Consider the following 20,182-nt stretch of genomic DNA (forward strand, 5'->3'; position numbering starts at 1 on the left):
GGGTGGTGCGGGGGCGTCCGGCTCCGGTGCCCCGGCGGCGGGGGCGCCGGCCGGGGCCCCCGCCTCGGAGTCGCCGTCGGCCTCGTCCGCGGAACCGGGGCCGCCCTCGGAACCGGGTTCGCTCTCGGCCGAGTTGGCGATCATCATGATGAGGTCGACGGCGTCCGTGCGGCCCGTGACGGGCTGGCAGAGGTAGAGCGGCACCTCGACGGGCCCGAACTTCTTCTTGAACCGGTAGTTGCCCTCGTCGAAGATCCCGACGGAGCGCAACTCGGCGAGGGCCTGGCGCACGTCCTCCGCCGGGTTGGGCGTGGACGTCACCTCGACGCCGAAACTGCCGCCGAAGCTGAGCACCTCGGCGCCCTCGGCCGCGAGCCGCCGGACGATCTCGACCAGGCTGAACTCCAGTCCGCCGAGCGGCATGTCCCGGGGGTAGAACTCGACGTCCAGGAGGTAGCCGTTCTCGGCCGGCAGCGCGGCGAGGACGATGGCGCTGAGGAGCCGGTCGTCGCGGTGGGTAAGGAAGATCCGGTGCCGCTCGGGCAGTTTGCCAGCCCTGATCAGCTCGCGGGCCTCGGCGACGTAGGCGTTCACCATCTGCTTGCCCTCGGACCACCGGTCGACGAGGTCGGCGACGGCCGCGTCCGTCTCCGGGTCCGAGCCGCTGACGTACTCCTCGACCCGGTTGTCGCCGTGTCGGCCGAACCTCTTGACGAGGTAGCGCAGTTTGCTGCGACGGCCGCCGCCGAGCGAGAATGACCCGAGGTCCTCGAGCCGCTGTACGACACCGAAGGCAGTGGCCAGCATCGGCGTACCCGCGAGGTCGGTGAGCGGTTCGGTGGACAGCAGGTTCAGCCGGAGCCCGGTGCGGTCGCAGTACGCCAGCAGTTCACCGGCCGCGTCGGCGAACCGCTCCGGCGCTCCGGTGTACCGCCACACCAGCACCGAGTCCCCGCGCCGGCCGATCGCCAGATAACCGTCACGGGTGGACGGGAAGAACAGCAATGGCGCGATGCTCACTCCGGCGAGTCCCGCCTCCATGCCGTGCCGCTGCTCCACCTCGTCCACCAGGCGCGACAGCTCGGGGTGGGCGGCCAGTCCGGAGCGCGGCACGACGAGCGCGGTCGGTCCGGTGGGCGTGGTCGCGGACGGGGATGCCCCGGGCCCGGCGGCCGGCCCGGGCGCGGACCCGGTGGAGGGGACCGGGGCGGTCCCGGCGAGCCTGGCCACGGCCGGTGTGCCGAACCGCTCGACCAGGTGATCAGCCAGGGCGGCGCAGTCGGGGTGGTCGAACAACAGGGTCTTCGGCAGCGTGCCCAGCACGGTCTCCAGCGCGCGCACCGACCGCAGCATGTCGAGCGAGCTGAGCGCGCCGTCGGTGAAACGGCCGTCGGGGCCGAGGTCGGCGTCCACGGCACGTTCGACGGCCGTACGGACGATGGCGGCCAGGTCGGGCTCCGGCTTCTGCGCGGGCTCGGGTTCGGCCTCGGCGGCCACCACGGTAACCGGCTCGGGTGCTGGTGGTGCCGTGTCCAGGTACGCCCTCAGCCCGGCCAGCGTGTCGTGTTCGTACAGCTCGCTCGTCGGCACGGTGATGCCGTGCCGGTCGTGCAGCCAGCGGACCAGTTCGACCCGCATGATCGAGTCGAGGCCCAGCGCGGTCAGCGAGTCCTGGTCGCCGATCTCCTCGGCGGGCAGGCCGAGCGCGGTCGCCACCCGTTCGCGCAGGGAGTCGGCGCCCGGACCGGTCCGCAAAGTGCCGGGAACGGCGGGTTCGGGTGCCGCGACGGGCCCGGGCGGGCGCTTCAGCGGGTCTTCCGGACCCACGGGCGTCAGCAGGACCCTGCCGTCCGCCGATCGACGCGGGGTGGTGGGCGCGGAACCGGCGGCGACACCCTCCGGGGCCTGGTCCGCGGCCCGTGGGAACCAGTGGGCCGTCCGTGTGAAGCCCGGGCCCGGCAGTGGGATGCGGCCCGGTAGGGCGGGCCAGAGATCGGCCCAGCCGATCGCGTGACCGGCGCACCAGGCCGCAGCGAGGTCCGCCGGGTCGACGCCCGTCGGGCCGCCGGCCGTCCGGCCGGTCACGACACCTCGGTGCACACCGTGCGACGTGGTGTCGCGGAGCGCGGCGACGAGCCCGGCTCGGTCGGAGGCCACGACGGCCAGGCGGTGCGGCAGTTCCTCCCGTCCGACCTGGAGGGTGTACGCCACCTGGTCGGGACGGAGGTCCGGCTCCCGGTCCAGGGCGTCGGCGAGTCGGGCGCAGTAGTCCGTGAGCGTCCGCTCGTCGCGCGCCGACACCGGCACCACGAAGGGGCCGTCCGCCGTGGCCGGTGTCGTCTCGCGGTTCGGCAAGCCGCCGGTCTGCAGCACCACATGGGCGTTGGACCCGCCGAAGCCGAACGAGCTCACCCCGGCGCGGCGGACCGGCCGACCGGTCTCGTCGGGCACGGGCCTCCACGGGCGGGCGGCGCCGTCGGCGAGGGTCAGCGGGGTGCCGTCCAGCCGCAGGTGGCGGTTGGGCTCGCGCAGGTGCGGGTTGGGCGGGACCAGCCCGTTGTCCATCGCCAGCACGGTGGTGAGGAGGCCGGCGATCCCGGCCGCCGCCTCCAGGTGTCCGATGTTGGTCTTGACGGACCCGACCGCGAGGTGCGGTTCGGTCGGGGCGGGCAGGTTCCAGTCCTCGTAGAGCCGGGCGTACGCCTGCTTGAGGCCCTCGATCTCGACCGGGTCGCCCAGGGCGGTGCCGGTGCCGTGCGCCTGCACGTAGCCGATGGTGCGGGGGTCGACGCCCGCCGCGCGTACGGCGTCGACGACGACCTGCGCCTGGGACTGCGGGTTCGGTGCGGTGAGCGAGGGCGACCGGCCTCCGTGGTTCACGGCGCTGCCGAGGATCACGGCCCGTACCGGGTCGCCGTCCTCCAGCGCACGGTGCAGCGGCTTGAGGACCACGGCCCCGACACCCTCGCCGCGGACGTATCCGTCGGCGGAGTCGTCGAAGGAGGCACACCGGCCCCGTGCGCTGAGCATGCCGGCCCGGGTGAACGTGGCGTAGAGGGCGGGGCTCAGGGTCAGGTTGACGCCCCCGGCGACGGCCAGGTCGCAGTCGCCGTGCCGCAGGGCCCGTACCGCGTGGTGCACGGCGACCAGCGAACTGGAGCACGCGGTGTCCAGGGCCTCGCTGGGGCCACGCAGGTCGAGCAGGTGGGAGACCCGGTTGGCGAGGACGGCGTGGGCGACTCCGGTGGCCATGTGTGCCTCGGCGCCGCCCTGGGACGCCATCAGCTCGTTGTAGTCGCCGGTGGCGACGCCCACGAACACTCCGGTGGCCGTGCCGGCCAGCTCGCCCGGGCGGCGGCCTGCGTCCTGCAGGGCCTCCCAGGTGACCTCCAGCAAGTGCCGTTGCTGCGGGTCCATGAACCCGGCCTCGCGCGGCGAGATCCCGAAGGCGGCCGCGTCGAACTCGGCGACGCGGTCCAGGAATCCGGCGCGTACCCCGCGCATCCGAGGATCGGCGAGCAGTTCGGCCCGGTCGGCGGGGACGGGTCCGACCCGGTCCTGCCCGGCCGCGACCACGTCCCACAGGGCGGTCAGGTTCTCGACGCCGGGAAACCGGCCGGCCATGCCGATGACGGCGATGGGCATCGCGGTGGTGCCGTCCGGTGCGGAGGGAGGTGCCGGGGCGGGTTCCGGGTCCGGTCGAGGGGCCTGTTGCCGGGTGGTCGGCACGGGCGCGGGGTCGGTGACGGCGGGAGTCGCCGGGGCCGGGGCGCGGCCGACCTCGGGATGGTCGCGGACCAGGCGGTCGGCCAATGCCTCCAGGGTGGGCGCCTCGAAGAGGACGGTGGGCAGCAGGTCGAGGCCGTAGCGGGCGTTGACCTGGGTGATCAGCTCGGTCAGGGAGATCGAGTCGAAACCCAGCTCCATCAGGTTGGTGGAGAGGTCCACGTCGTCGTCCGACACCATCAGGAACCCGGCGGCCAGGGAGCGCAGCTCCTGTTCGACGGTGCCGGTCCGCGCGGCGCTCGCGTCGGCCGGGGGCGTCGTAGCGGCCCGCGCCGTCGTCGACGCGCTGCCCGTCTCTCGCGCCCTCCGCCGGAAGCCGGGGTCGTAGGCGACCACGCCGGGACGTGGCTCGGCACCAGCGAGGAAGGCGTCGAAGGCGCGCAGGGCGTCCGCGCCCGGCAGGGGCACCATGCCCGAGTGCTGGGCCATCAGGGTTCGGCTGGCCTCATGCACCGCCAGACCGCTGTCCGCCCACAGCGGCCACCCCATGGAGACCGTACGTCCGGGGCGCAGCCCGGCGGCGTGCAGGGCGGTCCGTTCCTCGGCGAAGGCGTCGAGAAAGGCGTTGGCGAAGGTGTAGTCGGCCTGTCCCAGGTTGCCGGTGGTCGCCGCCACGGAGGAGAACAGGGCGAGGAAGTCGAGCGGTTCGTCGCGTGTTGCTTCGTCGAGGTGCACCGCGCCCCACACCTTGGGGGCGAGGACCTCGGCCGCTTCGCCGAGCGTCTTGCGCACCGCGAGGGCGTCGCGAGTGACACCGGCCGCGTGGACGACGCCGTGCAGCGAGCCGAACCGTCGCCGGATCGCGGTGATCAGCTCCCGCACCTGGTCCCGGTCGCCGACGTCGGCCGGGTGGTACATCGCTTCGACGCCCGTCGCGGTCAGCTCCCGCAGGGTGTCCGCGACCTCGGCGTCGGCGGGACGGCGCCCGCACAACACGATGTCGGCCCCGTGGGTCACGGCGAGGTGCCGGGCGACCGCGGCGCCGAGCCGGCCCGCGCCGCCGGTGATCAGGTAGGTGCGCGCCGGCCCCGTCGGGACGACCGGGGCGGCGGGCTCCGGTGCGTACTCCTCGTACTCCACGACCTCACGGCGCGTACCGGTGAGCCGGACCTCTCCTTGGTCCGCGCCGAGGAGTTCGTCCACGAGCAGCCGGGCGTGTTCCGCCGGGTCCCCGTCGACGTGCACGGTCAGGCCGGAGAAGACGCTGTGCTCCAGGGCGAGCGTGCGCAGCAGGGCGGTGATCGCGGCGTAGGCGGGACGGGCCCGGCCGGTCGCCGTGTCGCCGTGGTGGGCGACGAGGACCCGCAGAGGTGCCGGGCCCGCTGACAAGTGGCGTGCGGTGAGCGGGAGTACGGTCTCGAAGCCCTCCCGCAGCTGCTCCGTCAGGTCGGTCGCCGTGGCGGGGCAGACGTGGAGGACGGCATCGGCCGGGCCCTCGTCCGCGGCGAGCCCCCAGGTGATCGAGCGCCGGCCGAGTTCCGCGGCCAGCTCGGCCCGCAGTCGCGGATCAGAGCAGCTGAGCAGCACGTGTCGCACCGGACGACCGGGCTCGGGCGGTCCGGCCGGGACGGGGCGGGGACGCCGGTAGCGGATGTCGAGGGCGTCCGGTGGGGCGGCTCCGGTCACGTCGGTGGCCTGCGGCGCCTCCGTACGGCCGGTGGCGGGCGGGGCGGTCGCGTCGCCGCGGACGGCGGTCAGGCGCAGGCCCCGCAGGGCGAGGACGTGTTCCCCGCCGTCGAAGACGTCCAGGTCCACGGTGCGTGAGCCGGTGGTGCCGGGCGGGGTCACATCGCGGGCGTGGACGCGGCACCGGACCGGGAGGGGCCGGATGCAGGTCAGTTCGGCGAGGGAGGTGGGGAGGTAGCCGGTGGTGTCGTCGAGCACGGCGAGGGCCTGGAGCGCGCCGTCGAGCACGGCCGGGTCGAGCCACTGGCCGGGGGCCGGGACGGCGGCCAGATCGGCCAGGCACTCCCCCGGCCCCGCCCACAGGGCCTGGAGCACCTGCAGGCCGGTGCCGTGCCGTACTCCGCCCGCGGTCAGCCGGGCGTAGACGACGGCGGGCGCCACGGGCGAGCCCACCTCTTCGGGGGTGGGGGCGGTCACGGCGGACAGCGTCGGGTCGGACAGGTGCTCGACGCTGCCGCTGACGTATCCCACTCCGTCGGGGCCGGTGACCGTGAACGGGATCGGCTCCGCCGGGCGGTGTTCGGCCGTGACCACCCGCACCTGGTCCGTGGTGTCGAGGTCGAGGGGCCGCTGCCAGGTCAAGCCGGTGAAACGGACCGCACCGGACAGCTCGGGCAGGGCGGCGTGGACGAGTTGGGGAGCGGCGGCGCCGGGCAGGATCCGGCGGCCTCCGACGTGGTGCTCGCGGACCGCGTCGTCGAGAACGCGCAGGGAGACGGTCACGGGCGCGGCGGGCGAGGTCTCGGACGCCGCGGGCGAGGTCCCCGGGCGCCACCAGATCCTGCGCCGCTGCTGCGGGTGTCCCGGGAAGGTGGCCACGCGCGGTGGCCGGGGCCAGCGGGCCGCCCAGTCGACGCGCTCGCCGTCGACCCAACGCCGCGCCAGGTCCGCCCAGTTCCCGGCCCGCGCGGCGGAGGTCGTCTCCCGGCCGGGGGTGGCTGTGCCGCGCCATGTCCCCGGTCCCGTCTCGCCCTTGGCGATCTCGGTGAGTCGCGCGACCAGATCGGGCACGTCGCTGCACAGGACGGCGACGCGTTCGCGGAACGCCGGGCGTCCCACCTGACTGGTGTGGGCGAGTTCGCGAAGGCCGGTGCCCGCAGGCAGGCGGTCGGAGAGGGCCGCGGCGACGTCGCCGGCGTACTGGGCCAGCAGCTCGGGCGAGCGCGCCGAGAGGACGAACAGCTGGTCGGCGTCGGCCGGTTGGGCGGACTCGGTGACGGCAGCAGCCGGGCGGTACTCCTCCAGGACCACGTGCGCGTTGGCGCCCCCGGCGCCGAAGGAGCTGACTCCGGCCCTGCGCGGAGTCGGGTCGGCCCGCCAGGGCCGTAGTTCCCGGGGGAGCTCCAGGCGGTCGCCGAGGTCGATACGGGGACTGACGCTGTCGAGGTTGGCGCAGGGGGCGATGGCGCCGTGCCGCAGTTGCAGCAGCACCTTGGTGAGCCCGGCGATGCCCGCCGCCGCCTCCAGGTGGCCGACGTTGGCCTTGACCGAGCCGACCGCGAGCGAGCTGGTCCCCCAGTCACCGGTGGCGGGAGCGGGCCGGTCGAACACCCGGCGCAGACCGGCCATCTCGATGGGGTCGCCGAGCGCGGTGCCGGTTCCGTGCGCCTCGACGTAGCCGATGGTGGAAGGGTCGACACCGGCCCGGGTGAGGGCCTCGGTGATGACCTCGGCCTGTGCGTTGGGGTTCGGCACGGTGTAACCGGACGTACGGCCACCGGCGTTGACCGCGCTGCCCTTGACCACGGCCCAGATGTCGTCGCCGTCGGCGATCGCGCGCCGCAGGGGCTTCAGCAGGACGGCGCCGACCCCCTCGCCCGGGACGAAGCCGTCCGCGTCGGCGTCGAACACCCGGCACACGCCCTGCGGAGACAGCATGCTCAGTGAGCACAGCGAGACGAAGTGCGCGGGATGGATGATCACGTTGACACCGCCCGCGATCGCCGTGTCGCACTCGCCGCGGCGCAGGCTCTCACAAGCCAGGTGCAGCGCCGTCAGGGAGGACGAGCAGGCCGAGTCGACCGCGTAGCTGGGCCCGGACAGGTCCAGCAGGTACGACACCCGGTTGGCGACCGACCAGTACGACGAGTGCGCCCCGGTCAGCTCGCCCTGCGGCCACGCGGTCGCGCCGAGCTGGCCGTAGGTGCCGTACATGACGCCCGCGAAGACACCGGTGCGTCCGGTCGCGCGGTCACCGAGGTTGCCGGTCTGTTCGAGGAGGTCCCAGCAGGTTTCGAGGAACAGCCGTTCCTGTGGGTCGATCTTGACGGAGTCGCGGGCCAGGATGCCGAAGAAGCCGGGGTCGAACCGGTCGACGCCGTCGATGAAGCCGCCGTTGGCGGTGTAGAGCCGGTTCGGCGTGCCCGGCCGCGGGTCGTAGTGCTCGCGCCACGCGAACCGGTCCGCCGGCACCTCGGTGACGGCGTGCTCGCCGGACGCCAGCAACCGCCAGAACGCGTCGAGGTCCGGTGCGCCGGGGTAGCGGCCACTGACACCGATGACGGCGATGTCGTCGGGGCGTACGGCGGGGTCGTCCGTGTGCGCCGGGGCTGAACCCGCCTGCGTCGAGGCCACGTCGGGGCTGACGCGAGCCGCCGCGTCGTGGCGCGCCCTGGCCACCGGCCGGTCGACCGACGCGGTCGCCGCATGGGGCCGTTCCGTGCCCGTCGCCGCAGCCAGCCGGTTCGCCCGGTCCGCCCGCAGGTGGTCGGCGAGGGCGGCGATGGTCAGGTGCTCGAAGAGCAGGGTCGAGGGCAGTGGGCCGAGGTCGGCCTCGAAGCGGGCCACGAGGGTGAGGCTGACCAGTGAGTCGACGCCGAACTCGTCGAACGCGGTGTGGTCGCCGAGGTTCTCCGGGTCGTGCCGGAGGACTTCGGCGAAGACGGACCGCACGTAGTGCCGGGCCGTCTCCGGGGTGACGGTGGCCGTCGGGTCCGGCCGGTCGGCGGGCCGGGGCCGTCGGGCGGTGAGCAGGCAGGGCGTCGCGGACCCGCCACCGGCGCCTTCGGTGCGGACCTCGATGTCGTCGAGCCCGGCGGCCCCGGCGGCCGCCTGCCAGGTGGCGGGGGCGAGCAGCGGGGAGTGCGGGAGGCGCAGGTCCGGGTCCTGGTAGCGCCACCAGCCCTGGGTCAGGCCGAACGTGAGGGTCAGGAAGTCGGAGTGGCCGGTGGTCTCGTGCACGAGCAGCAGTCCGCCGGGGCGCAGCAGCCCGGCCGCGTTGCGCAGGGCGGCGGTGACGTCCGTGGTGGCGTGCAGCACTCCGGCGACGACCACGACCTCGTAGTCGGCGCCGAAGCCCTGGGCGGCTGGGTCCTCCTCCACGTCGAACCGGGCGAATTCCAGGGCGACGGACGGCGGGACGTCCGTCCGCAGCGTCTCCTCGCCCTGCCGCAGGAACGTGGGCGACAGGTCGGTGAAGGAGTAGGTGAGGGGTGCGGCGTCGGCGAGGGCGGAGAGGACGACCCGTGTGGTGGCGCCGGTGCCCGCGCCGATCTCGAGGACCCGGGCTCCGGGTCCCCGTGCGTCGACGTGGCGGCGGACGTGGGCGGCGAGGGTCCGGTTGACGGCGCGTTCGGCGGGTCCACCGCCGTAGAAACGGGCGAGCCGCTCGGTGGAGCCGCCGGGGAACAGCACCTCGAGCGGGTTGCGCCGCCCGGCCAGGACGTCCGGCAGCGCGGACACACACCGCCGCAGCAGGTCCCCCTCGGCTTCCGGTACGGCGACTGCCGGGACCGGCACGGGGCCGGTGCCGACGAGGTCGGCGCCGTCGCGGCGGATCGTCCCGGCGCGTTCGAGGATGGGCAACAGGGCCTCGAACAGGCGTTGGTGGGCGGGCTGGACACCGAGCCGCTGGGCCGTCGTGGCCACCGGCCGCCGCTCGCCGGGGGCGGGGAGCGCGCCCACGGCGGTCAGTTCGCCCGCCAGCAGGGCACCGGCGAGGGTGTCCAGGGGGTCGTTGTCGGCGACGGAGTCCTCGACGACCACGCCGAGGTCGCGGAGGGCCTCCGGCGTCGCCCGCGCGACCAGTGCCTGCGGCGCGCGGGCGGTGAGGATCCGCTCCAGGGCGGCGAATCCGTCGGTGGGCTCGATGGAACCCACCCCGGCCTCGGCCATCGCGCGGGCCCGCTGCGGGTCGGCGACGACGCCGACGCTGCCCCAGTAGCCCCAGTTGACGACGGTCACGGGCACCGGCCCCCTGGCGTGCAGGGCACGGCCGAGGGCGTCCTCGACGGTGCTGGCGGCCGCGTAGGCGGCCTGGCCGGGCGAGTCGATGGCGGACACGGCCGAGGAGAACAGCACGAAGTGGTCGAGGGGTTCGTCGCGCAGGACCTCGTGCAGCACCCGGACGCCACGGTCCTTGGCCCGCATCGCGGCCCGCAGGTCGTCCGCCTCGGCGAAGGCCAGGGTCCGGTCGCGCAGGTCCAGAGCCGCGTGCACGACGGTGGTGACGGGGCCGAAGGCGGCGTGGGCCGTCGCGAGCGCGGCCCGGACGTCGCCGGGGCGGGACACGTCCCCCTGGACGTAGCGGGCGCGTCCGCCGGCTGCCTCCACCGCGGCCAGCCGTTCGGCGACGGTGGCGTCGGTGGCGGGGCGGCGGCCGAGCCAGACCACGTCGGCGGCGGTGGTGCGGGCCAGGTGACGGCTGAGGGCGTAGCCGATGCCTCCGGCGCCACCGACGATCAGGTGGACGCCACGGGCGCGCCAGGGGGATCCGGCGCCCTCCCCAGTCCCGTCCGGCAGGGGGCGGAACACCTGGGTGAGCCATCGGCCCGCCCGGCAGGCGAGTACGGGGAGTCCTGCCGGGGCGCGCAGCAGCGTCTCCGCCTCCGCCTCACCCGCGCCTCCCGCGTCGAGGCAGCGGACCCCCCACCGCGGGTGTTCGGCTCGGGCGGCGCGCAGGACGCCCAGGACTCCGGCGCGGGCCGGGCAGGTGACCGCGGTCCCGGCCGCGGGCAGCGCTCCGTCGAGGATCGCGGTCAGGCCGAGGGGGCGACGGGCGGCGGGGCCGCCCGCCAGCGCCCGGACGCAGTCGAAGACCTGCGCGACGACGGGGTCGGTGTCCGGGTCCTCCGCCGCGCCACCGGTGAGGACCAGGTGGACGGCGTCCACGTCGGTACGGGTCAGCCGGTCCGGGCCTTCGGCCAGGGGTGCGCTCCGGCCGTCGCACCGGTCGGCGAGGGCGCGTGCGAGACCTTCGGCGCCGCGCGCGTACAGCACCAGGGTGCGTCCCGGCCGGGCGGGCGCCGGGTCCGGGGCCTCGGCGTCGGCCTCCGTCCAGTGCGGCACCAGCACGGACACCGGGGGACGGACGTCCTGCCGCTCGTCGCGGGCCGGGCGGGCCACCAGGCCCTCGATGCGGGCGTGCTCCCGCCCGTTCTCGCCGGCCAGCCGGACGGTGATGCCGTCCGGTGTCCGGCGGACGTGCGCCCAGGCGGGCGGCCCGTCGGCCGGACGCACCACCACACGTGCCGCGGCGAACGGGAGCAGCAGCTCCCCCTCGCCCGCCAGTACGGAGGCCACCTGGATCGCGCCGTCCAGGGCGGCCACGTCGACGAGGGTGCTCCACGAGGGGCGGTCCGTGCCGGTCAGGCGGCCGAGCGCCTCGCCGTCGCCCACCCGGACCTCGTCCACGACCCGGAAGGCGGGTCCGTAGTGGAGTCCGGCGGCGTCGAACCGGGCGTAGAGCTCCTCTCCCGCGCGGGTCACGGGGCAGCGTCGCGTGATGTCGTCGAGCGGGAGGCGGGCCAGCGGTTCCGTGGACGGCTCCACGGTCGCGGTGGCGATGTCCGTGTCGCCGCGGCGGAGGGTGAAGCGGGAGCCGTCGGTCTCGACCCGGACCTGCTGTGCGGTGTCGGCCTGCAGTGGTCGCAGCCACCGTACGCCGGACAGTTCCAGCGGCCCCTCGTCGCCCGCCGCGACCGCGGCGAGGGCGAGGGCACCGGTGCCGGGCAGCACGGGCGTGCCCCCGACCCGGTGATCGGCGACCTGCCAGGCGTCCGGGTCCACCCACCAGGTGAGGCCCGGCGCGGCCGTCGGCCGGGGCCAGTGCCGGGTGCCGCGCAGCGGATGCGCGGGGAGGGGCGTGCGGCGGGCGTCGACCTGACGGAACTGTGCGGCGAAGTCGGGTCGGCCACCGGCCAGGTACTCCTCGGCGAGGCGGCGCTGTTCCGGTGTCGCGTCGGCGAGCGACGGCGGTGTGCCGTCGCCGGCGGCGCGCAGGGCAGCGGCGAGACCGTCGAGGGTGCGCGCGACGACGACGGCGCGCTCCGGGTGGTGACGGCGGCCGACGCACAGGGCGTAGGCCACGTCGGCCAGGTGCGGTGCGGCGGGGACCGCCTCCGCCAAGGCGCCCAGGTGCTCGGTGAGTTCCCTGGGCGTCCGCGCGGAGACGGGGACGACGAAGGCGCGTGTGTCGGTGTGCCGCGGCCGGGCGGGGGCCTCGGCGACGACTAGGTGGCAGTTGGTGCCGCTGACGCCGAAACTGCTCACGGCGGCGACCCGCTGCCCGCTCGGTCCCGGCAGCCAGTCACGGACCTCGGTGACCACGTGGAAGGGGCTGTCGTCGAGGTCGAGCCGCGGGTTGGGCAAGGTGAACCCGGCCGTCGGCGGGAGCTGCCGGTGCCGCAGCGCCAGCAGCACCTTCAGCAGGCTGGCGATGCCCGCGGCCATGGTGGTGTGGCCGACGTTGCCCTTGACGGAGCCGATCGCACAGGACGCCGACGCCCCGCCCGCCCGGCGGAACGCCTCGGTGAGCGCCTTGACCTCGATCGGGTCACCCAGCGGCGTGCCCGTGCCGTGCGCCTCGACCAGGCCGATCTCGTCCGGTGTCACCCCCGCCCGTCGCCACACCCGGGTGAGCAGGTCGGCCTGCGCCCGGCCGCTGGGGGCGGCGATGCCGTTGCTGCGCCCGTCGCCGTTGGCGCCGCTCGCCCGGATGACGCCGTGCACGTGGTCGCCGTCGGCCAGAGCGCGTGCCAGCGGCTTCAGCACCACGGCGCCGACACCCTCGCCGAGGACGATCCCGTCGGCGGTGGCGTCGAAGGGTGCGCTGCGCCCGGTCGGTGACAGGATGCCGGCGGCGCTGGTCTGGACGTGGATGTCGGGGCCCAGCATCAGCGCGACCCCACCCGCGACGGCCATCTCGCAATCACCGCTGAGGATGCTCTGGCAGGCGAGGTGCACGGCGAGCAGCGACGACGAACAGGCGCTGTCCACCGCGGCGGTGGGCCCGGTCAGGTTGAGGAAGTAGGAGACCCGGGCGGCCAGCACGGACGGGGCGCCGCCGAGGAAGCTGTGCGCAGTGTCGTGCCGGCCGGCGGCGTGCCGGATCTGCCGGTAGTCGGACTGCGTGCAGCCCACGAACACCCCGCAGGACAGGGGGGTTTCGGGGCCGACCGCGTACCCGGCGTCCTCCAGCGCGCGCCACGACTCGGTGAGGAACAGCCGCTGTTCGGGGTCCATGTCCTCGGCCTCGAGCGGGGACATGCGGAAGAAGGGCGCGTCGAACGCGTCGATGCCGGAGAGCGACGCGGCCCATTTGCTCACCGTGGTGCCGGGGCGGCCCGCCGGGTCGTAGTGGGCGGCGGTGTCCCAGCGGTCGGGCGGGACCTCTCCGGTCCGTTGCCGCCCGGCGGCGAGGTCGGCCCAGAAGCCGTCCAGCGTCGGCGCGCCGGGGAACCGGCCTGCCATCCCGATCACCGCGATGGCGTGCTCGTCGTGCCGCTCCTCGGCACGGTGCGGTGGCTCGAGGGCTGGCTCGGGCGCCGCCGGAGGCGGAGGTGGAGGCATGGGCGCGGAGGGCCGGGGCTGTCCGTTGCGTACGGAGGCGCCGCGCAGCACGAGCGGGGGCGCGGAGGTCCGGGGTGCGGGGGCCGGGGGTTGTTCGGACACGACGGGTCCGGGTGTGAGGGGCCCGGGCGCGGCGGCCTGCTCCGGTTCGGGCTCGGGCGTCGGATGCGGAGGCGGTTGAGTCGCGTCGGGGCGCGGAGCCAGCGCGGCCTCGGTGACCTGCTGCCGGTGCCGCACGGCCGCGGCGACGGCGGCGGCCAGCTCGGGAACGGTCGGACACTCGTAGACCAGCACCGATTCGAGGTGGACACCGAGCCGGGTGGCGAGCGTGTTGGTGACCTCGACGGCGCCGATCGAATCGAGGCCCATGTCGGAGAAGGTCTGCCGTGCGTCCACCTCGTGCGGCGCAAGATACAGCTGGGCCGCCACCGCCTCGACGACGGCTTCCCGTACGTCGTCGCCGCTCGGGCCGGTCGACGGCGCGGGCGCGCCAGGCGCAGGAGGCAGCACCGACGCGGACGGGACGGGCGCCGTGACAGGGCCCGGGGCAGGGTCGGGAGGCGCGACCGGCGGGGCCGTGTCGCGGCCGAGACGGCTGTGGACCCGCTCGACGGCCTCGCCGCCCAGCACTCGCTCGTGCATACGCAGTTCCCGTTCGATCACGTCGGACAAGGCGGAAGTGGTACGACCGGCCAACTCCCGCTTGAGCTCGGCGGCGGCGGCACGGGACTGGCGGGCGACGGACTGGGCGTGGTCGAGCGCCGTTGCCAGGACGTCCGCGCGGGGCCTGACGTCCACGGAGGCTCCGCGCTCCCGCAGCTCGGCGCCGGTGAGCGGGCGGCCGGTGTAGAAGAGTTGCTCGGCGACGGCGGTGCCCAGCTTGCGCTCGACGAAGTACGTGGCTCCGGCGCCGGGGGTGAAGCCGTAGGTGAGGAACGGCACGCCGTAACTCGCCTCCCGTGCCATCACCACCACGTCGGCGTACAGGCCGAACACCAGGCCGCCTCCGCTGGCGTGGCCCTGGAGGGCGCTGATGACCGGCTTGTCGCAGGCGAGGATGAGCTGGTGCAGGAAGGACACGTCGGCGAAGGTGCCCTGCTTCGCCGCCAGCCGGGCCATCGCCTCCGGGGTGGCCCCCATGCTGAACACCTCACCGGTGCCCGTGATCACCACACAGGACACCGAGTCGTCGGTGGCGGCCGACGTGAGGGCCTCGCGGAAGCCCGCGAGCAGGTCGTCGGTGAACGTGCTCCGGCCGAGGGTGATCAGCAGGATCCCGTCGGGCAGTCGGCGCACCTCGCAGGCCGGCCGGTCCGTTTCCGCCTCCGGCTCCGGCCGCCGTTCCGGTCGGGCGGAGGGTGCGGAAGGGGGCGCGGGGACGGGAGCGGTCCCGGCGGTCTCCGACCGCCACAGCCCCGGCCAGCACCGTTCTCCCCGGAAGGGGTACGGCGGCAACGGCACCCGTCGTCGGCCCGGCGGGTGGCAGAGCTGCCAGGGCACGTCGGCACCTGCCGCCCATGCCTCGGCCAGCCGCTCCCACTGCCGCTGGTCGACGGCGTCGGTGAGGTCGGCCGGAGCGGTGCCGGCAGGGCCCCGCCCCCAGAAGGCGCCCGGTGGCGGGGCACCGCCGTCCAGGTAGGTGCGCAACGCGTGCCGGGCGGCGGACGCGTCCTCACAGACGACCGCCAGTCGGTGGGCCCGTGGAGTGCGGCCGACCTGCGAGGTGTGGGCGATGTCGTGCAGCGGTGGTGCCGCTCCGCTCCGGTCCAGGTCGTCGAGGGTGCGGTGGGCCAGTTCGTCGGCGCGCAGCCCGGCCGTGGACGCGAGCAGACCGAGATCCACCCGCTCCAGGCCGAGGTCGCGCAGCGGCACGGTGACCGGTACGTCGTCGGGACGTACGCCCAGCAGCGCGGCCAGTTCGCGACGCACCGCGTCCCCGTCCCGCTCGTCCAGGACTGCGAGCATCTCCCGTACCACGCAGCCGAGTTGGTCGTCGCCCTCGGCGGACAGCACCAGCACGGCAGGGCCCTCGGAGAGGGCCGGGGCGGGCGGCGCGGGGGCCTCCTCGATGATGAGGTGGGCGTTGGAGCCTCCGGCGCCGAACGAGCTGACACCGGCTCGCCGTACGCCCGCCGGTCCCGGCTGCCAGGGCTCGGCGGTGCGCTGCAGACGGAAGGGGCTGTCGTCGAGGCGCAGCGCCGGGTTGACCTCGTCGCAGTGCAACGTGGGGACGAGCGTCCGGTGCCGCAGCTGCAGCAGCACCTTGGTCACCGCGGCGACCCCGGCGGCACTCTCCAGGTGACCGATGACCGACTTGACCGAACCGAGTGCGCAGGTGGTGTCCACGCCGGCGTACGCGTCGCGCAAACCCTGCACCTCGATCGGGTCGCCGAGCGAGGTCCCGGTGCCGTGCGCCTCGATGCAGGTGACGGTGGCGGGGTCCGTTCCGGCCGCCGCCAGGGCGCCGGTCACCACCTCCGTCTGGGCACCCGGGTTGGGGACGGTGAAACCACTGGCCCGGCCGCCGTGGTTGAGGCGTGAGCCGCGGATCACGCCGTGGATGTGGTCGCCGTCGGCGAGCGCGGCGGCGAGCGGTTTCAGGACGAGCGCGCCCACTCCTTCGCCTGGCACATAGCCGGTGCCGCCCTCGCCGAAGCTGCGGCACCGGCCGTCGCGCGACAGCCACTGTCCCGCGGCGAGTTGCAGGTACTTCTCGGGGTGGGGCATCACGTTCACTCCGCCGGCGAGGGCCCAGGTGCATTCGCCGGAGCGGAGGGCCTGCACGGCCAGGTGGATCGCGGTCAGCGAGGAGGAACAGGCGGTGTCGACCGCGATGCTGGGGCCGCGCAGGTCCATCCGGTAGGAGACGCGGTTGGCGACGGAGGAGTGCAGCGCCAGCGGCAGCGGTTCGTCCGGGGCGTCGTCGACGAGTTGGAAGTGGGAGGACATCACGCCGACGAACACGCCCATGCTCCGGTCGTCGAGCCGGTCGGGCCGGTGGCCGGCGTCCTCGACGGCCTGCCAGGCCGTGGTCAGGAACAGGCGTTCCTGGGGGTCCATCCGCTCGGCCTCCCGCCGGGAGACGCCGAAGAAGGCACGGTCGAACCGGTCGATGCCGTCGAGGAATCCGCCCCATTTGCCGTAGGTACGGCCCGGGGTGTTCGGCTGCGGGTCGAAGTACCGGTCGTGGGGCCAGCGTTCGGCCGGTACCTCGGTGACGCAGTCGCGTCCCGCGCGCAGGTTGTCCCAGAACTCCGCCAGGTCGGCGGCCTGCGGATAGCGTCCGGCCATCCCGATGACGGCAATGGCGTCCGGGTCGACGGGGTCGAGGTCCGCCGTCCGGGCGGGTGCCGTATCCGTCTGCGCAGCCGCCTCCTCCCCTTCGGCGCCCGACTCCGCTTCCAACGGTTCGGGTCCGTACTTCCCGTCCGGCGCCGGGCCGAGCGCCGTGTGGATCCGGTCCGGCTCCCCGTACCCGATCAGGAGGTGCCGCCTGCCGGAGGCGAGCGCGCCGCCGAGGGCTCGGAGGCCGGCCACGGTCGGCATGGGCATCAGGCCGTGGGTGTCGAGGTCGTGCCGGAGGGCATCCGCCGGGGCGGTCATGCCGCCGTCCGCCCAGTGCGGCCATTCCACGGCGAGGCTGCGGCCGGGGCCGGTGCGTGCCCGCATCAGTTCGGCGAGGGCGGCGTTGGCGTAGGCGTAGTCGCACTGTCCGGGGCTGGGCAGGGTGGCGGCGAGGGACGAGAAGGTCACGAAGACGGCGAGATCGTCCGAGGCGGTGGCGCGGTCGAGCAGGGTCACCGCCCGGGTCTTGGCCGCGAGGACGGCGGCGGACCGCTCAGCACTCTTGCGGAAGAAGACGCCGTCGTCGACCACGCCGGCGCAGTGGAACACGCCGTCGAGGCGGCCGTGCGCGCGGCGGGCGGTGTCGGCCAGGCGGGCCACGTCGGCCGGCGCGGAGAGGTCGGCCCGCACGTACCTGGCCGTGACACCGATCTCGCGCCACGCGACGATATACCGGGCGACCTCGGGGGAATCCTCGCGTCGGGCGGCCAGCGTGAGGTGGGCGGCACGGTGCTCACGGGCCAGCCAGTCGGCGACGTGCAGACCGATCCGCCCGGCTCCCGCGACGAGGTAGGAGCCGCCCGGCCGGATCGGGGCCCCTTCGGGTCCGGGCAGGGTGACGGGCCGGTGCCGGCGCACCAGGCGCCGCCCCTCGTGACGGCGGACCTCCGGTTCGGCCGCCGCGTCGTCCAGTTCGGCGAGCAGCGCCGCCACGTCGGGCGGCCCGTCCGGGAGGGCCACCGAGCGGCAGCGCAGTGACGGCACCTCGGCGTTGATCGTGCGCAGCAGCGCGCCGAGTGCGCGGTGGTCGGCGTCGGCACCGGGGCCGTGCAGCGCCAGCAGCCGGTGCGGTCCGGGCCTGCGGCTGTCGACGACGGCGCAGGCGAGGGTCCACAGCCGGTGGTAGGGCGCGGGTGCGGGCCAGGTGGCGTCGAGGAGGACGGCGCGGTCGAGCCCGTCCGCGGCCAGCTGCCGCAACAGGCCGGTGAGAGCCGCCCGGTCCCGCTGGTCGACGCGGTATCCGCCCTCGGGGACCGGGCCGCCCTGGACCACGGGGACGATCCGGCGGTCGGGCCGGGCGGCGCGCAGCGCGTCGGCCCATTCGGTGCCGAACACCACGATGTCCCCGCCGCCGGTGGCCGGGACAGGCTCGGGCGCCGGGGACCAGACGGGTTCGAAGGCGCAGAGTTCGCCCACCGAGGTGGTCGGGGCGGCCGCTGCGGGCTCGCCGTACTCGGCGACGAGGTGGGCGGCGACGGCGTCCACGGTCGTGTGCTCGAAGAGCAGGGTGGGATAGAGGGTGGCGCCGACCAGGTGCTCCAGCCGCTCGGTGGCCTTGAGCACGTCGACCGAGTTGAGGCCGAGTTCGTAGAAGCCGACATCGGAAGGGATCTGCGCTGCGGGCCGGTCGAGGTGTTCTGCGAGCACCGCGCGGACGCGGTCGGCCATGGTGCCGGTCCCGCCGGGCTCCTCGGGGGCGTGCGCCTGCTCCCCCGATGCCATGGGTGTGTCCTCCGCCGCTGCTGACGCCTGCGGGGTCTGCGGGGCCGTGATGTGGGCGCCGGGGCGCAGGCGTTTGGAGGCAAAGCCGACGATCTCGGCCACCGGACGGCCGTCCAGGTCGTGGACGTACACGTCGTTGCTGAGCAACTCCCCCGAGTCGGTGAGCCGTTCGACGGCGGGCACGTGCACCAGGGCCGGTCCGCGCAGGGGACGGACGGCGCGGAAACGGCCGACGAACATCGGGACGAAGGGGTCCTCCCCGGCTTCCGACCGACAGAAGCCCAGCAGCGTGGCAGCGTCCAGTCGTGCCGGGTGCAGGTGGTAGTCGTCGTCGCCGTCGGAGCCGGTGTGGAGGTCGATCTCGGCGAGCAGGCCGTCCGGTCCACGCCGTACCGTGCCCGAGCAGGTCATGCGCGGCCCGTGGTGCACCTGTTGGGCGCGTGCCCTGGCGTACACGGCGGCCATGTCGCCCTCGTCGCCGGGGGTGTCGCGGACGTCGGGCGCGAGCGCGGGCAGCGGCCGGTCGGTCCAGCCCAGCCGGCCCCTGAGGTTCTCGACCCAGGGTTCGTCGGGCCGGTCGGCTCCCACCGGACGGCTGGTGGCGCGCACGGTGGCCGCTCCGTCCGCGCCGCCCTCGATGACGACGCGCAGCTGCCGGCCGGCGCCCGGGGCGGTGGTGACGGGTTCGGTGAACAGGACGTCGGTCAGTACGGCCCGTTCGGGGTCGAGGTCACGGGCGTCAAGCATCCGCCAGATCACGTCGAAGAAGGCGCTGCCCGGCATCAGGCAGACGTCACGGAGCCGGTGCTCCTGGACGACGAAGTCGGTCGGTTCCAGTGCGACCTCTGCTTCGACGCGGGATCCCGGACTGAGCATTGACTACCTCCCGTGCGCGATCCGTTGTGCCCCGGACCGGCTCAGCTTCGTGGGCGAGGGGGCCGGCGCCCGCTCAGATCTGAGCGGACCGGTGTCACGATGACTGCATCGACGCCAGCCGCCGTTCGGCGACCCGGCGCAGGTAAGGGCGATCGACCTTGCCGTTGGCGTTGAGGACGGGTGCGGGCACCCACCACAGCAGCCGGGGCATCATGTACGCGGGCAGGCGGCGGGCGGCCCGGCCGAGTACCTCGGCCTGGGTGACGGGCTCCCCGCCCATCAGGCAGGCGACGAGGTGCGGGCCGGTGCCGGAACCGACGGTGAGGACGGCCACCTCGGCGCCGGGGGCGACGGCGCGCAGGGCCGCCGCGACCTCCNNCGACGAGGGTGTGCACGCCGGGGAACGGCTCTCCGATCGGCACGGTGGCGTCGTCCGGCGCGTCGTCCGCGTCGTCCCAGCGGTGTCCCGTGCAGGCGACGGCGGCCTCGGTCGGGCCGTAGAGGTTGTCGATGAGGGAGCCGGGCGCTGCCGCGTGCCAGGCACGGGCGGTGCCGGTGGTGAGGGGCTCGCCGCAGAAGAGGGTCGTCCTGACGTCGGGCAGGGAGCCGGGGTCGAGCCGTCCCGCGATGCGCAGAGAGGCGGCCAGGCTCGGGGTGGCGTGCCAGACGGTGATGCGGCGGCCGGCCAGCCGGGCGGGAGCGAGTGCCTGGAGGCGGTTGAGGACGTGCAGGCACGCGCCGGAGCCCCAGGCGAGGAACAGTTCGCTCATCGACAGATCGAAGGTGAGCTCGTGGATCTGGCTGAACCGGTCGCCGGGTCGGAAGTCGTGGCGGTCCAGGGCGGCGCGGACGAAGGCGCTGACGTTGCGGTGCCGGATGGGCACGCCCTTGGGTGCGCCGGTGCTGCCCGAGGTGAACATCAGGTAGGCGAGGTCGTCCGGGTGCCGCGCGGGTGCGTGGGCCGGGCCGGGCGGGCCGG

Annotated in this window: 1 protein-coding gene and 1 pseudogene; both read right to left on the bottom strand. The window is 74.9% G+C overall.

Going from position 1 to position 20,182, the window contains the following annotated elements; genetic code table 11:
* Positions 1 to 19,203 (bottom strand): SDR family NAD(P)-dependent oxidoreductase (locus tag AOK11_RS41615; RefSeq protein ID WP_055593299.1); only part of this gene is annotated, 19,203 nt, incomplete at its 3' end.
* 379 nt (positions 19,204 to 19,582) lie between these two features.
* Positions 19,583 to 20,182 (bottom strand): annotated as a pseudogene (locus AOK11_RS46700) (AMP-binding protein); the annotation flags it as partial.

The sequence above is a fragment of the Streptomyces hirsutus genome, from assembly GCF_001418415.1.
GTDB classification, from domain to species: domain Bacteria; phylum Actinomycetota; class Actinomycetes; order Streptomycetales; family Streptomycetaceae; genus Streptomyces; species Streptomyces hirsutus.